14 protein-coding genes, 1 pseudogene and 2 riboswitches are annotated in these 15,310 nt (G+C 64.4%); of the genes and pseudogenes, 14 read left to right on the plus strand and 1 reads right to left on the minus strand.

Annotation, left to right across the window (positions count from 1 at the left end):
- The 11 genes from mycP to WAN02_RS03065 form a co-directional block, all read left to right on the plus strand.
- A partial coding sequence (gene mycP / locus WAN02_RS03015) for a type VII secretion-associated serine protease mycosin (RefSeq protein ID WP_422262707.1) occupies positions 1-1,099 on the plus strand: 1,099 nt, incomplete at its 5' end.
- Positions 1,096-2,274 (plus strand): type VII secretion protein EccE, encoded by a 1,179-nt coding sequence (eccE, locus tag WAN02_RS03020; RefSeq protein ID WP_422262708.1) that lies wholly within the window; start codon positions 1,096-1,098, stop codon positions 2,272-2,274. The genes mycP and eccE, both read left to right, overlap by 4 nt.
- 4 nt (positions 2,275-2,278) lie before the next feature.
- The gene (gene eccA, locus WAN02_RS03025) at positions 2,279-4,117 is read left to right on the plus strand and encodes a type VII secretion AAA-ATPase EccA (protein ID WP_422262709.1); all 1,839 of its coding nucleotides are present in this window, start codon (positions 2,279-2,281) and stop codon (positions 4,115-4,117) included.
- A 102-nt stretch (positions 4,118-4,219) separates the two neighbouring features.
- Positions 4,220-4,390, plus strand: a riboswitch (M-box (ykoK) riboswitch).
- A gap of 341 nt (positions 4,391-4,731) precedes the next feature.
- Positions 4,732-6,015, plus strand: coding sequence for a PPE family protein (locus WAN02_RS03030; RefSeq protein WP_422262710.1), 1,284 nt, complete (start codon positions 4,732-4,734; stop codon positions 6,013-6,015).
- Between the two features lie 223 nt (positions 6,016-6,238).
- A riboswitch (M-box (ykoK) riboswitch) is annotated at positions 6,239-6,409 on the plus strand.
- A 284-nt stretch (positions 6,410-6,693) separates the two neighbouring features.
- A complete protein-coding gene (locus WAN02_RS03035; protein WP_422262711.1) occupies positions 6,694-6,993 on the plus strand; it encodes a PE family protein in 300 nt (99 codons plus the stop codon).
- A gap of 44 nt (positions 6,994-7,037) precedes the next feature.
- Positions 7,038-8,306: a PPE family protein gene (locus tag WAN02_RS03040; RefSeq protein WP_422262712.1), complete on the plus strand. Its 1,269-nt coding sequence runs from the start codon at positions 7,038-7,040 to the stop codon at positions 8,304-8,306.
- Between the two features lie 183 nt (positions 8,307-8,489).
- Complete coding sequence (locus WAN02_RS03045) at positions 8,490-10,145, plus strand: NRAMP family divalent metal transporter (RefSeq protein WP_422262713.1); 1,656 nt, start codon at positions 8,490-8,492, stop codon at positions 10,143-10,145.
- Positions 10,146-10,263: 118 nt separating this feature from the next.
- Positions 10,264-10,992, plus strand: a complete 729-nt coding sequence (locus WAN02_RS03050; RefSeq protein WP_422262714.1) for an MgtC/SapB family protein — start codon at positions 10,264-10,266, stop codon at positions 10,990-10,992.
- A 48-nt stretch (positions 10,993-11,040) separates the two neighbouring features.
- Entirely contained in the window at positions 11,041-12,012 is a 972-nt protein-coding gene (locus WAN02_RS03055; protein WP_422262715.1) for a sterol desaturase family protein, read from the plus strand.
- Between the two features lie 138 nt (positions 12,013-12,150).
- Positions 12,151-12,729, plus strand: coding sequence for a LysM peptidoglycan-binding domain-containing protein (locus WAN02_RS03060; protein ID WP_422262716.1), 579 nt, complete (start codon positions 12,151-12,153; stop codon positions 12,727-12,729).
- 186 nt (positions 12,730-12,915) lie between these two features.
- Positions 12,916-13,542: a hypothetical protein gene (locus tag WAN02_RS03065; RefSeq protein ID WP_422262720.1), complete on the plus strand. Its 627-nt coding sequence runs from the start codon at positions 12,916-12,918 to the stop codon at positions 13,540-13,542.
- 2 nt (positions 13,543-13,544) lie between these two features.
- Here WAN02_RS03065 and WAN02_RS03070 read toward each other — a convergent pair whose 3' ends face one another.
- Positions 13,545-13,718: a hypothetical protein gene (locus tag WAN02_RS03070; RefSeq protein ID WP_422262717.1), complete on the minus strand. Its 174-nt coding sequence runs from the start codon at positions 13,716-13,718 to the stop codon at positions 13,545-13,547.
- Between the two features lie 114 nt (positions 13,719-13,832).
- Here WAN02_RS03070 and WAN02_RS03075 point away from each other — a divergent pair, with 114 nt between their 5' ends.
- The 3 genes and pseudogenes from WAN02_RS03075 to WAN02_RS03085 form a co-directional block, all read left to right on the plus strand.
- Positions 13,833-14,555 carry a TetR/AcrR family transcriptional regulator gene (locus WAN02_RS03075; RefSeq protein WP_422262718.1) on the plus strand — a complete coding sequence of 241 codons (723 nt, stop codon included), beginning with the start codon at positions 13,833-13,835 and terminating at the stop codon, positions 14,553-14,555.
- 102 nt (positions 14,556-14,657) lie between these two features.
- Positions 14,658-15,161 (plus strand): VOC family protein, encoded by a 504-nt coding sequence (locus tag WAN02_RS03080; RefSeq protein WP_422262719.1) that lies wholly within the window; start codon positions 14,658-14,660, stop codon positions 15,159-15,161.
- Positions 15,158-15,310: pseudogene (locus WAN02_RS03085) on the plus strand (FAD-binding protein); the annotation flags it as partial. The gene WAN02_RS03080 and the pseudogene WAN02_RS03085, both read left to right, overlap by 4 nt.

Below are 15,310 nucleotides of genomic sequence, written 5' to 3' on the forward strand. Positions count from 1 at the left end.
GCCCGGTGCGGCCAACCATGGCCACGGCAAAGCAGTGCTGCCCAGCTTCCCCGGCGGCAACCACGGTCAAGTGGTCTCCGTGGATTACCCGCGGCCGGCCGGGCCGGCGCCGCTGGACCCACCACCGCCACCGGCGCCGAGCGACGCCTACAGTGGCATCGCTCCGGACGTCGACCTGATCTCAATTCGCCAGTCCAGCCAGGCTTTTGGCCTCAAGGACGCTTACACCGGCGACGAGGATCCTCAGACTCGGCAGAAGCGGGACTACATCTTCAGCATGGCACGGTCGATCGTGCATGCGGCCAATATGGGCGCACAGGTCATCAACATCTCGCAGGTCATGTGCATGAGTGCGCGCAGCCTCATCGACGCGCCTGACCTGGGTGCCGCGGTCCGTTATGCGGCGGTCGACAAAGACGCGGTCATCGTCGCAGCGGCGGGCGACACCAGTCAGCGCGACTGCAAAGAAAACCCGTTGGTAGATCCGTTGCACCCCAGCGATTCTCGTGACTGGAACGGCGTGACCACAGTGGTGACTCCGTCATGGTTCAGCGACTACGTTCTGACGGTCGGCGCCGTGGATTCCTCCGGTACGCCCATGGACAAGCTGAGCGTCGCGGGACCGTGGGTGTCGATAGCCGCTCCGGGCACCGACGTGATCGGGCTCTCGCCGCGAGATGACAGTCTGATCAACGCGATTGAAGGCCCGGACAACTCCTTGCTGGTGCCGTCCGGAACCAGTTTCTCCACCGCGATTGTGTCCGGTGTTGCGGCTCTGGTGCGGGCGAAATATCCGCAACTGTCGTCACATCAGATCATCAACCGGTTGATTCGCACTGCAAGGGCACCTGCTCGCGGAGTGGACAACCAAATCGGGTACGGGGTCGTCGATCCGGTTGCCGCGCTGACCTGGGATGTGCCCGATGGCTCTGTCCTGCCGAAAGATTCGGCGAAGCCGCTGAAGCTTCCCCCTGCCCCTGCCCCGCGCAACATGGTGCCGGTGTGGGTTGCCGCCGGTGGTTTGGGTGGTGCGTTGCTGCTTGCCGGTCTGGTATTCGGCGGAGCGGTCCTGATGAAAAGAACGGGGAGACAGGAATGAAGGCACAACGCGAGTACGGGTTGTCCCTGTCGTGGGCACGGGTAACCACGGTGTTCCTCATTGACGTTGCGCTGCTGGTGATTGCGAGCCACCTGCCCGATTCCTGGCAGGCCGACCGGAACCTCACCTTGTGGATCGGTGTCGGCTTGGCGGTGATCATCACCGTCGTCGCTCTGCTGACCAACGGGGGAGTGCCCGTTTCATCGGCGCCGATCGCCCGGGTGCGGAATTGGTACGCGGACCCCGAAGCGCTGACTGTCGGTTGCACTCCGGCGGTCGATCACCGTCGCCAATTCAGCCGTGAGACGGTGGGCGTCCGCGAGCACGACGGCCAGCTGATCGCCGTGATCGCCGTCGACGGCGCAGGCGAAGCGGGCCGACACCGCCATCGGGACGCGTTGGCGGCGTCCATCCCGCTGGAGGCTGTGATCACGTCGTTGCGGCAGTTCGATGTACGTCTGGACAGCGTCGACATCGTTTCAGTAGGAACGCGTAACGGCGCCAAGGGCGTTCAATCGGCCGTTAGCGACGACTTCGGATCCGGCCGCGATCGACGCCCGATCGACGAGCGCAACACCTGGCTGGTATTGCGGATGGACCCGCAGCACAACGTCAACGCCGTCGCCGCCCGCGATTCGGTGGCCTGCACTCTGGCTGCCGCTGCCGAGCGGCTGGCACACGATCTCGACGGTCGCAGCTGCGCCGCCAAGCCGCTGACCGCTGACGAAATCATCCACGTGGACGAGGCGGTGCTGGCCGGACTTCAGCCGGCTCACGTTCGACCCTTCTGGCGTTACCTGAAGACCCCGGACGGGTTCGTGACCAGCTTCTGGGTTTCACCTGGCGACATCACCAGCGAGACCCTCGAGGAGCTGTGGCTCACCGACGCCGACGTCACCGTCATGACGATCCGCATCATCGCGGAGGGTCACGAGGCCGACGTGTCGGTGTGGGTGCGGTACCACAGCGACAAACGCCTGCGTAAAGAGGCTTTCAGCGGACTGAATCGGTTGACCGGGCGCCAACTCGGCGCGGTGGCCGCCAGCCTGCCGGCGCCGACGTCGCGCCGCCCGTTGCCGATGCCGAGTCGCACCTTCGGTCACCGCGAGGACATCCTCGTCCCGGTTGGCGCAGTGGCCGCACCTCAGGCGAGCGGCTCCGAAGCCTTACGATGAGAGGATGACTCGACCGCAGACCAACGCAACGGACTCCCGCAACGCGATGGTCGCGGGGCTCCTTGCGTCCGGGATTTCGGTCAATGGGCTTCAGCCCAGCCACAATCCGCAAGTGGCCCTGCGCATGTTCACGACGGCCACCAGTCTCGACCCGCAGGTGTGCGACGCCTGGCTGGCCCGGCTGCTGGCCGGCGACCAGAGCATCGAGGTGCTCACCGGCGCATGGCAATCCGTCAAGACGTTCGGCTGGGAGATCCGGCGCTTGGGTTTAACCGAGTTGGAGTTCCGGCCCGAGATCTCCGACGGAATGTTCCTGAAGCTGGCGGTCACCAGTGTGGAGTCGCTGGCTGCCGGCTATGCCGCGGCTCTCACCGAAGCGAAGCGGTACGCCGAGGCCGCGGAGCTGTTGGATTCGATTACGCCCAAGCATGCCTCCGATGAGGAGCTGATCAAGTATGTACGCGGGCTGTTGCACTTTCGCACGGGGCGCTGGTCGGATGTGCTCGTCCAGTTCCCGCCCGGGGCCGGCTGGCGTCATCCCGAACTGAAAGCCGCCGGCGCGGCGATGGCTACCACCGCGTTGGCGTCGCTCGGGGTGTTCGAAGAAGCGACCCGCCGGGCGCAGGAAGCGATCGAGGGCGACCGGGTGCCCAGCGCGGCCAATGTCGCGATGTACACCCAGGGAATGTGCTTCCGGCACCTGGGCCGCGAAGAGGAAGCGGTGGAGTGCCTGCGCCGGGTCTACTCACGCGACGCGAAGTTCACGCCGGCACGCGAGGCGTTGGACAACGCCAGCTACCGGCTGGTGCTGACCGACCCGGAAACGATTGAGGCCAGGACGGATCCGTGGGACGTGGACAGCGCGCCGACCCGCGAGCAAGCGGAGGCCGCACGTCACTCCGAGATGGCCAAGAAGTACTTGGACGAAGGCGATGCCGAGCTGAACGCGATGCTCGGCATGGACCAGGCCAAGCGGGAAATCAAGCTGATCAAGTCGACGACAAAGGTGAACCTGGCCCGCGCGAAAATGGGCCTCCCGGTTCCGGTTACGTCGCGGCACACGTTGTTACTGGGACCTCCCGGAACGGGCAAGACGTCTGTGGCGCGGGCGTTTTCCAAGCAGCTGTGCGGTTTGACCGTGCTGCGCAAGCCGCTGGTGGTGGAGACGAGCCGCGCGAAGTTGTTGGGCCGCTACATGGCTGACGCCGAGAAGAACACCGAGGAGATGCTCGAGGAAGCCCGTGGTGGGGCGGTCTTCTTCGATGAGATGCACAACCTGCACGAGAGCGGCTACTCCACCGGCGACGCGTACGGCAACGCGATCATCAACACTTTGCTGCTCTACATGGAGAATCACCGCGACGAGCTGGTGGTCTTCGGTGCCGGCTACGCCAAAGCAATGGACAAGATGCTGGAGGTCAACCAGGGCCTGCGGCGCCGGTTTTCCACCGTCATCGAGTTCTACAGCTACAACCCGAAAGAGCTCATCGCGCTGACCCAGTTGATGGGCCGGGAGAACGAAGACATCATCACCGACGACGCCGTCGACGTACTGCTACCCGCCTACACCAGATTCTATGACGACGAGACGATCTCCCCAGATGGCGATTTGATCCGCGGTATCGATACGTTGGGTAATGCCGGATTCGTCCGCAACGTGGTGGAAAAGGCTCGCGATCACCGCAGCTTCCGCCTCGACGACGAGGACCTCGATGCGGTGCTGTCAAGTGACGTCGATGAGTTCAATGACGACCAACTACGCCGATTCAAGGAATTGACCCGCGACGACCTCGCCGAGGCGCTCAGCGCCGCGGTGGCGGAGAAGAAGAGCGACCCGGTGTAACTCGGCTTGATTCCGAGCTCCGGCCAATCTTTACGACATCCTGACGAGTGTCGCGTTGACGCAGTACTGTGGCGTTGCCAGCATAAATTCACACAGGCGTTACATGCACCTCGCTAGGTGAGGCGTCTGCACGGATACAGGCCACTGACCTCGAACGTCGAAAGACGCCCAGGGTCAGGACAGCTCCTCCCGGCTTAAGGGTTGAGCCCAAGTGGCTTCCGGAATCCCCGGATACGCCGTGCAGTGCCAAAGCTCCGGCGAGAGGGGTGCTCTCCGACCTTTTCGCGACGGGCAATGCTCCTCTCTTCGACCTCCGCGTTGGTGCACGGGCGGAGGAGGTGGGGCCCAGCACACACATATCCGAGATCGATGACCTTTTGGTTCCGATCCGGGATCGCAGCGACTCCTCCAACTGAATTGGATTGCGCCATAACGAAACTCCAGTTTGCATGGAGCAGTCGGGGGCGCCCCGCCGCAGCTCGCGAGTCGACGCCCGTTTCCGGGTCGGACTTTTCCTGACGGAGTTAGTCCATGTCTTTACTGACGACACAGCCGGACATGTTCGCCGGCGCTCAGTCCACCGCGATTCCCGCGGATTAAGGGGTTCAGCTGCAATGGATTACGGAATTTTGCCACCAGAAATCAATTCCTCTCGCATCTACGCCGGCCCCGGTTCGGGTCCGATGCTGGCTGCCGCATCAGCGTGGGATGGCCTCGCCGCCGAGCTCGGTTCTGCGGCGTCTGGTCATACCGCGGTGATCGCCGAACTGACCGAGGGTCCCTGGCGGGGCCCGGCTTCAGCGTCAATGGCGGCGGCAGCCACTCACTATGCCTCGTGGATGAGTTCAGCTGCCGCGCAAGCCGAGCAGACCGCCAGCCAAGCGCAGGCGGCAGCAGCAGCCTTTGAGGCTGCGTTTGCGATGACGGTTCCACCGGCGGCCGTCGCCGCCAACCGCGCCCAGTTGGCCGCCCTGGTCGCGACAAATGTGCTGGGCCAGAACACCCCTGCGATCGCGGTCACCGAGGCCCTGTACGGCGAGATGTGGGCGCAGGATGCTGCGGCGATGTACGGCTACGCGGGCTCTTCGGCCGCCGCGGCGACGGTGACTCCGTTCAGTTCGCCGCCGCAGACCACCAGTCCGGCCGCAGCGGCGAGCCAAGGGGGAGCGGTAGCTCAAGCGACGGCCAGCTCGGCGGGCACCGGTGCGCAGTCGACCCTGACACAGGTGGTCTCTACCCTTCCAAACACCTTGAATCAACTCGCATCACCGCTGTCGGCAGCCTCGGTCAATCCCTTTGCGCCTGGGTCGAATACGGCGACCACGGGGATCGCGGGTCTGCTGAATGTGTTGGACGGATCGACTGACTCGGCGGCTGGAACCTTTTTTGCCTCTGGACTCTCAAATGGGTTCCTCTCGGGCAACTGGTTCAATCCGGCCAGCATCAGCCCGGCGGTGACGAGTGCGTTCGGTGACATCGGGTTCCTGGCGGTAGCGGGTCAGGCCACCGGCGGCTTCAACCCGGCCCTGTTCTCGTCGGCCACCGCGCCCGCCGCGATGAGCACCGTAGGTCACGTCGCCCCGGCGATCAGTTCATTGGGCTCACCCGGACTGGTCTCGGCTGAGATGGGTCGCGCCACCCTGGTCGCCAAGGTGTCGGTGCCGCAAAGTTGGGCCACAACCGCTCCCGCGGCGCAACCCGTTGGCGCGCTGCCCGCCGCCGCGGAAGGCTGGGCGATTCCCCCGGGAGCGGGGCTCGAGGAGGTGTCCGGGACAGCGGGGATGCCCGGCATACCTGCCATACCGCCGGGCAGCCTCGGCACCCGCGGTTACGGCTTTGCCGCTCCCCGTTACGGGTTCCGCCCCACCGTCGTCGCCCATCCACCGGCAGCCGGATAGCAGACAGGAACGAGACCGTGACCTTCACGCGCGACGCAGTTCTATCCAGATACCGATGTTGGCACCGCCGCCGCCGGGGGCGCCCTCGGTGCTTGCCATCATGATTCATGAACAGCCGCAACGGATCTCAATGAGCGGCCACATTCCGGAAGTGGGCGTTTACCCGACCCGTGCCCACGCGCTAAGTTGACTCCCTCCGAATTCGGTGGAACTATGGATCTTGCAAGCACCTCGCTAGGTGAGGCGTCTGCACGGATACAGGCCACTGACCTCGAACGTCGAAAGACGCCCAGGGTCAGGACAGCTCCTCCCGGCTTAAGGGTTGAGCCCAAGTGGCTTCCGGAATCTCCGGATACGCCGTGCAGTGCCAAAGCTCTGTCGAGAGGGGTGCGGCGACCGGCTCATCCGCCGGGTCCGCCTCGTCCCGTGTGCACCGTGCAGGCACCCCTGTGTGCCTCGGCCGCGAGGAGGTGAGGCGAAGTGAGTCCGAGCGACAGTCCGTATCCGAGACCGATGACCATTTCGTACGGATCCGACCCCGGCAACATCTCTTCTGTCTGAAACGGCTTGCGCCGCTTCGATTAACACGCACACGCCGTCCTTGTGTGCGTGTGAACCCGTCGTGCAATGACATGCCTGTGTCGTGGGTTCACGCTGCTTTGCAAAAGGAGAATTCCGATGTCTTTCGTGACCACACAGCCAGAATTAATGGCTTCAGCAGCGAGCCAGCTGCTCGGTATCGGCGAGGTGATGACCGCCCAGAATGCGGCGGCCGCCGCCCCGACGACGGGGGTTGTGCCGGCCGCTGCGGACGAGGTATCTGCCTTGACGGCAACACAATTCGGCGCCTACGCCGCGATGTATCAGGCAGTGGGCGCCCAGGCGGCGGCTGTTCACGAGATGTTTGTGCGCACTTTGGGTGCCAGCGCCGATTCGTACGCGACCGCCGAGGCCGCCAACGCGATCGCAACGACTTGATCGAGGCCGCTTAATTACGGCCAGTTTCATGAAGGAGTGCGGTGATGACTATCACGCTGGATTTCGGAGCAATGCCACCGGAGGTCAACTCCACCCGCATGTACGCCGGCCCGGGCTCAGGGTCGATGATTACCGCTGCGGCCGGTTGGGAAGGTTTAGCTGCTGACTTGCGTTCGCAGGCGGCCTCCTACAGTTCGGTCGTCGCGGGGCTGACCAGCGATGGATGGCGCGGTCCCGCGTCGGCATCGATGGCGGCCGCGGCCGCGCCCTATGCGGCATGGATGAACGCCACTGCCGCTCAGGCTGAGCAGGCCGCGAACCAGGTCAAGGCAGCCGCGGCGGGGTATGAAGCCGCGTTTTCTGCGACGGTTCCTCCACCGGTGATCGCCGCTAACCGCGCTCAGCTCGCACGGCTGGTCGCGACCAACTTGGTGGGGCAAAACACCCCGGCAATCGCGGCCACCGAGGTGCACTACGCCGAAATGTGGGCCCAAGACGCCGCGGCAATGTACGGCTACGCGGACTCGTCGGCGGCGGCCACCCAGCTGACACCGTTAGGCGGGCCGGCAGAGAACACCAATGCGGGTGCGCTGGCCGGCCAGTCGGGCTCGGTCGCGCAGGCCACCGCCGCCTCGGCCGGCACGGGCAGCCAGTCGCTGTCTCAGCTGGTGACTACCCTGCCAAACACGTTGCAGGGATTGGCATCCCCTGCATCGGCGACGTCGTCTTCGGTGACGTCATCGACCTCGGGGCTAAGTGGCATCTGGAATCTGCTGACCGGGGGGTCCTCCGGAAACTCCACCCTGGACAGCTTCTGGAGCGAGTGGGGGCCCGACGCGAACATCTGGAACACCATATTTTCTTCGGGGTTTTACACGCCGGGCAACACATTGGGTGCCTTCACGAGCCTGATCGGCGGCCAAGCAGGTAGTGCGGCTGGAAACGCCGCGGGGGCGGCCGCGAGCGACGGCCTCGGTGCCGCCGCCGGTGGGCTTGCCTCCCCGCTGGGAAGCCTGGGCGGGTTCGGGGGCCTCGACGGCGGGGTGTCGGCCGATGTGGGCAAGGCAGCCGCACTCGGACCGCTGTCGGTGCCGCCGAGCTGGTCTGCGGTGGCTCCGTCGGCGCCGTCGCCCCCCGCCTCGGCCTTGGACCGCAGCCCGTTGGCCTTGCCGCCTGAGGTCGCGACCGGTGTGCCGGGCGTCGCCCCGGCGGGTGCCGCAATGGGCGCCCGGGCCGGAGCAACAACCGGCATCGTGGACAACCGTTTCCTCATCCGCCCACCGATGGTCCCGTCATGGGCGAACGTGGGATAGCGAAGTCAGCTATAGCCAAACACCACAACATATTTCGAAGGATTGGAGAAAGATATGCCATCACGCTTTATAACTGACGACTCCACCGTCGGCTACAGCTGGACCTAACACCTTGGCCGGCAGCCGTATTGCCGCACATCTGCCACGACCAACCGATTGGCGCGCCAAGGAAGGTTACCCACCATGACCACGTTAGACCGCGAGAGCATCGACGCCCCGTCACGCACCGCAGTGCTGGACAGCGCCCACGTTGGCGACATCGAGGGCGCACTGGGCCGGATCAGATTGAGCGACAACGATCGTCCGCGCACGCTCAAAACGCGACTCGCCACTCTGCTGGCGATCGTCGGGCCTGGCCTCATCGTGATGGTCGGCGACAATGACGCAGGCGGCGTAGCAACCTATGTGCAGGCCGGGCAGAACTACGGGTACAGCTTGCTGTGGGTGCTGCTGCTGTTGATCCCGGTGCTCGTGGTCAACCAGGAAATGGTGGTCCGACTCGGTGCCGTCACCGGCGTCGGCCATGCGCGGTTGATCAACGAACGGTTCGGCCGGGGCTGGGGCTGGTTTTCCGTCGGCGATCTGTTCCTGCTGAATTTCCTCACTCTGATAACGGAATTCATCGGCATCACGCTGGCCGCCGATTACATCGGCATACCCCGATACGTGGTGGTCCCGTTCGCCGCGATCGCGCTGATCGCCATCATGGCCACCGGCAGCTTCCGGCGCTGGGAGCGCGCGATGCTGGTTTTCATCACGATCACCCTGCTGCAGATTCCGATGCTGATGATGTCGCACCCGTACTGGGGACACGCGGCGAAATCCTTTGTCACACCGGGCGTGGCCGGCGGCTTCACTTCCGATGCGGTGCTGCTGATCATCGCCATCGTCGGCACCACGGTGGCGCCATGGCAGTTGTTCTTTCAGCAATCCAACGTCGTCGACAAGCGCATCACGCCGCGCTTCATCGGCTACGAGCGAATCGACACCACCTTGGGGGCCTTCGTCGTCGTGATCGGCGCGGCCGCTTTGATGATGACCGGCGACTGGGCCGCACGCGCCACCAACAGCCGCGGAAGTTTCGTCGACGCCGGCGTACTGGCGCACCTGTTGGGCCGGCACAGCTCGGCGCTCGGATCGGTCTTCGCCATCGTGCTTCTCGACGCCTCCATCGTCGGGGCAGCAGCGGTCACCCTGGCGAGTAGCTACGCATTCGGCGACGTATTCGGCCTCAAGCATTCACTGCACCGGGGCTTCGCCGACGCGAAGCCGTTCTACTTGTCCTACACCGTTATGGTCATCATCGCGGCAGCGATTGTCCTGATCCCCAGCGCCCCATTGGGTTTGATCACCACCGGTGTGCAGGCGCTGGCCGGACTGCTTCTGCCAAGCGCCAGCGTATTCCTGCTGTTGCTGTGCAATGACCGGGAAGTCTTGGGCCCCTGGGTGAATCGACCGTGGCTCAACGCATTTGCCGGCATCATCGTGAGCGGCCTGCTGCTGCTGTCCGGAATCCTGATGGCCACGACCATGTTTCCCAACTTCGACATCGTCTCGATCTCCGTCGGCCTCTGCATGACCTTCACGGTTGGCGGCGGAGCCACTCTCGCCGTGCTGTGGTGGAGGGTACGACAGCGACCGAGACCACCAGTGCTCGAACAGCTCTCCGATGCACTGGCACGAGCCGATCGGGAGTCGTGGCGAATGTCGCCCCTGGCCCTGCTCAAGCCGGTTACCTGGTCCGTCGGCACGCGAGTAGGCATGCTGGCGTTACGCGGATACCTCGTGATCGGAGCGATCCTGTTGGTAGTCAAAGCTATCCAACTCGGAAGCGCCTGAACCCGTTCGCGCCGCCGAGAGGAGCGGATCACCCTACCGGCGTGGTAACGCACCAATCTCGCGCAACGTCGTCCACACTGGATAGTTACCGCAGTTCGGAGGAAAGGAGAGCGGCGTCATGCAAACACTGACTATCGCTGAATTTGCGCTGCGGTTGGGGGTCGGGCTCGGCTGCGGTGCCCTCATCGGCATTGAGCGGCAATGGCAGGCGCGAAGGGCTGGACTGCGCACCAACGCGCTGGTGGCCACCGGTGCGACGTTGTTCGTGCTCTACGCCGTCGTGACCAACGACACCAGCCCGACCAGGGTGGCGTCGTATGTGGTGTCCGGCGTCGGCTTCCTCGGCGGTGGCGTGATCCTGCGCGAGGGATTCAATGTGCACGGACTCAACACAGCCGCCACCCTGTGGTGCTCGGCCGCGGTCGGGGTGCTGGCGGCAGGCGGGCATTTCCTGTTCGCCTTGATCGCCACCGGCGCCATCCTCGCAATTCACCTGCTCGGGCGACCGCTGGGCCACCTGATCGACCGCGACAACGTGGTGGAGGAGGACGAGGACGATCAGCCGTACCAAGTGCAGTTGATCTGCCGGCGGAAGTCCGAAAAGTACGCGCGCGCACAGATTGTCCAGCACACCAGCGGGGGCGACTTCGTGCTGCGCGGCATCCACACCGGGCGCGCGGGGGAGGACAGCGTCGCCTTGACCGCGTACCTGCTCAGCGACAGGCACGCCCCGGCCCGCCTGGAGGAGCTGGTGGCGGACTTGTCGCTGCAGGAGGGCGTTCAGGCCGTGCACTGGTATGCCGGCGACCAGGACGACCCGATGCCACGTGCACCGCTCGCGGACTAGCCTGGCCGGACTTCAACCACAGGTCACCGACGTCATAAACTGTCAGACGTGAATGCGATCGCCGGTTTTCTCTCCGTTCTGCCGGAGCAGATGCGAGACCCGGTGTTGTTCGCGATTCCGTTTTTTCTCTTGCTGCTGGTTCTGGAGTGGACGGCGGCCCGCAAACTCGAACGCATCGAGCGGGAGACCAACACGCACGAGACCGGCGCCGGTCAGCAATCGGCACGCCCGGATTCGGGTGCGTATCTGAGCGCCGACTCGTGGGCCAGCATTCGGATGGGGCTCATTTCGGTGGCCACCACTGCGGGCTGGAAATTCATCGCCGTGCTCGGCTACGCCGCGATCTACGCCTACCTGGCTCCCTGGCACCTGCCGTCGACGCGTTGGTACACCTGGGTAATCGCGATCCTCGGTGTCGACTTTCTCTATTACTGCTATCACCGCAGCGCGCACCGGATTCGGCTGATGTGGGCCACCCATCAGGCCCACCACTCCAGCCAGTACTTCAATTTCGCCACCGCGCTGCGCCAGAAGTGGAACAACAGCGGCGAGATCCTGATGTGGATTCCGCTGCCGCTGTTGGGCATTCCGCCATGGATGGTTTTCTGCAGCTTCTCGGTCAACCTGATCTACCAATTCTGGGTGCACACCGAACGGATCGGCAGAATGTGGGCGCCTTTCGAATTCGTCTTCAACACGCCCTCTCATCACCGCGTGCATCACGGCATGGACGCTGAATACCTCGACAAGAACTATGGCGGCATTTTCATCGTGTGGGATCGGCTGTTCGGCACCTTCCGGCAGGAGACATTCCGTCCACACTACGGCCTGACCAAACAGGTGAATACTTTCAACGTCTGGAAGCTGCAGACCCACGAATACCTTTCTATAGCCAGAGATTTCCGGTCGGCGACGCGTCTTCGCGACCGGCTCGGCTATGTCTTCGGACCTCCGGGCTGGCTGCCTGCATCGGTCACGCGACCCGATGCCGCCGCCGCTCCGCTGACGTCGTCGCGGTAGTTGCCGGAACCTCGGTGAGCCCTTGTTCATCCGGCGTTTTTATTACGGCGAGCCGAAAGCCCCCATGGCTTAGCCAAGATCAGTAAGTTCAACGGCGAGGCCGGTATCCGCCAGGCCGCGACGACGAGGAGGAATGCAGTGGGAGACACGCTCACCGAGGGACAAAAACTTGTCAAAGGTGAATCGCTTACCTCGAGCAACGGGGCCTACACCCTGACGTTGCAAGACGACGGGAACCTGGTCCTGGCAGCGCGCGGTCACGCGATCTGGGCGTCGGGGACCAACGGAGAGGATGTCGTTCGCGCCGAGGTTCAGAGCGACGGCAACTTCGTCCTCTACACCGCCGACAAGCCGGTGTGGCACACCGACACCAAGGGCAAGAAGAACGTGCGTCTCGTCTTGCAGGACGACCGCAATCTGGTGCTGTACTCCGCCGACGGGTCGGCGTGGTCGACCAAGACCGAAACCGACGCTCCGCCGCCTCCCGAGCCCGAAGCCGCGGCGCCGGCAGCCGAAGAGCCGGCTGTCGCGGAGGCCGCTGCCTCCGAGCCTGAGCCCGAAGCCGCGCGCACATACACCGTCGAGTCCGGCGACACGTTGTGGGCCATCTCCGAGCGGTTCTACGGCGACGGCAACAAGTACCAGATCATCGCCGATGCCAGTGGCATCGCCAACCCGGACCTGATCCAGCCGGGACAGGTGCTGACTATTCCTTGATCACGAGGGGGAGCGCGTCGGCCCGTAATTCGGCCGATGCGCTCCCAGCCGATCTGCTCTGCGGCATCATCTCGCCTAATGTTTGTTAGGTAGCCAAATGCCGGCCGGTGCAGCTCCGGCCTCGACGGATCGGAGTCGACGGTGCGCCGTTCGGCAATCCACGCGTTCGGCGCGACCGTTACCGCCATGCTGGCGGCCACCGGCTTGCCCGCCAGCGCTAGCGCCGATCCGGTTCTGGTTTTTCCCGGGATGGAAATCCACCAGGGCCCACACCTGTGCACCCTGGGTTATGTCGACCCCGCGATGCGGGTGGCGTTCACTGCAGGCCATTGCCGGGGCGACGGCCCGGTGTTCGACAAGGACAACAAGGTCATCGGCAACCTCGCGACGTTCCGCGACAACACACCGAACGGCGCGGTGGTCAAGACTGACCAGCAAGTCGACGACTACGAATCGATCGTGCTGGCGCCCGACGTGGCAGTGAACAACATCCTTCCGGGTGGGCGCGTACTGGCGTCGGATCCAGGGCTGATCGTCACACCCGGCGAACCCATCTGCCATTTCGGCGTGGTCACCGGCGAGAGCTGCGGAACCGTCGAAAGCGTCAACAACGGCTGGTTCACGATGGGGCATGGCGCCATCAGCCAGCAAGGCGACTCCGGCGGCCCGGTCTATCTCACCAACGGCCCCGGCCCGGCCCGGATGGTAGGCATCTTCAACAGCGTGTGGGGCGGATTCCCGGCCGCCGTCTCCTGGCAGTCCACCACCCAGCAGATCCGCCAGGACGTTGGCGTCGGCGGTCCGGCTATCTAGGTTCAGCCGAGGTCAGCCAGCGCGAAAACCGGTATCGACGGCGCCGCTGTGCGCACCTGCTCGTCGCTGGAATCGGGTCTCAGCCCGGCGATGCTGATCCCGATCTCGGCCAGCCAGCGGATCAGCGTATTGGCGGCTTTGGCCGCGGCGTGGGGCTCGTCGTAACGCACCGACATGTTGCATCCTTTCCGGAGGTCCATTTGAGAGCACTGCTCTCATTACGAATGACCATGACACACCGGGGGGTGGAAAAACAAGAGCACTGTTCTCTGGCGTGCCAAAATGGGCAGATGGCGAAGCGTCGCGACTCTCGTGAGCGCATCGAAGCGCAGATCATCGAGCTGGGCCGACGCCATTTGGTGGAGCACGGTGCGGCCGGGTTATCGCTGCGCGCCATCGCCCGCGACCTGGGCATGGTGTCGTCGGCGGTGTACCGATACGTCTCCAGCCGCGACGAGTTGCTGACGTTGTTGCTGGTCGACGGTTATTCCGCGCTCGCGGACGCAGTAGATCGCGCCCGCGACGTCATGTCGGAGGTGTGGAGCGATGACGTGGTCGCGATCGCGCATGCGGCCCGCGAATGGGCGATCGCACACCCAGCCAGCTGGGCGCTGCTGTATGGCAGCCCGGTACCCGGCTACCACGCACCGGCCGACCGAACGATCGGCCCCGGCACGCGGGTAGTCGGCGCGCTGTTCGACGCAGTGGCCGCCGGTATCGCAACCGGCGACATCACGCTGACCAATCAGCCTGCACCACAACCGATATCGTCAGACTTCGAACGACTCCGGCAGGAGTTCGGATTTCCCGGCGACGATTCCGTCATCGCCAAATGCTTCGTGATCTGGGCCGGCGTAGTGGGCGCGATCAGCCTCGAAGTGTTCGGGCAGTACCGCGTCGACACGCTGAGCGACCCGCTGACGGTGTTCGATACTCAGATGCGACTGTTGGTCGGGGTACTCAACCAGTCCGATGTCGGCGCGCAGCCGTTCGGGGTCGCGACGACGAATTAGAACGTGTTCAGGGCGAACTCGGTGCGCCGCAAACGCCTCCCGGTGGCAACATCATTTCCAGTGGTTTCTGCCGATGCGGACGCTGGGATATTCTGCGATGCGATGAGCCTCTCATTCGGATCACCGGTCCAAGTCGCCTGGGTAACGAACGACGTGAATGCCACGGAAACGGCTCTCACCGGGCTGTTAGGCGTCAAGAAGTGGGTGCGACTGCCCGACGTCCACTTCGCGCCGGACACCTGCAGCTACCTCGGCAGCCCAGCCGATTTCGTCGCCACCATCTCGCTGAGCTACCTCGGCGACATGCAGCTCGAACTGATCGGACCGGTCCGCGGCCCTAATATCTATAGTGACTTTCTGCGGGACAGCGGGCCGGGTCTGCACCACATCTGCGTCGAGGCCGACACCCTCGAGGACTTCGATGCCGCGCTGGCTTCAGCCGTCGAGCAAGGGGCCACGGTGCCACAACAGGGTGTGATGCCCGGCGGCCTCCGGTTCGCCTATCTGTCAGCCCCGCAATACGGGGTTCCGTTTCTGGAGATCGCGCATTTCTCCGCCGAAATGCGGCAGTTCTTCGACTACATCAAGCAGGAGCAGCGCCAATGAGTACGACTGACATCCCGACAACATTGAGCGCCGACGACGTCACGTCGTGGTCGGATGACGTCGACGTTGTGGTGCTCGGCTTTGGCATCGGGGGTGGGTGCGCGGCGGTCAGCGCCGCCGCCGCCGGCGCACGGGTGCTGGTGCTGGAG

The organism is Mycobacterium sp. (assembly GCF_049281135.1).
Taxonomy (GTDB): Bacteria; Actinomycetota; Actinomycetes; order Mycobacteriales; family Mycobacteriaceae; genus Mycobacterium.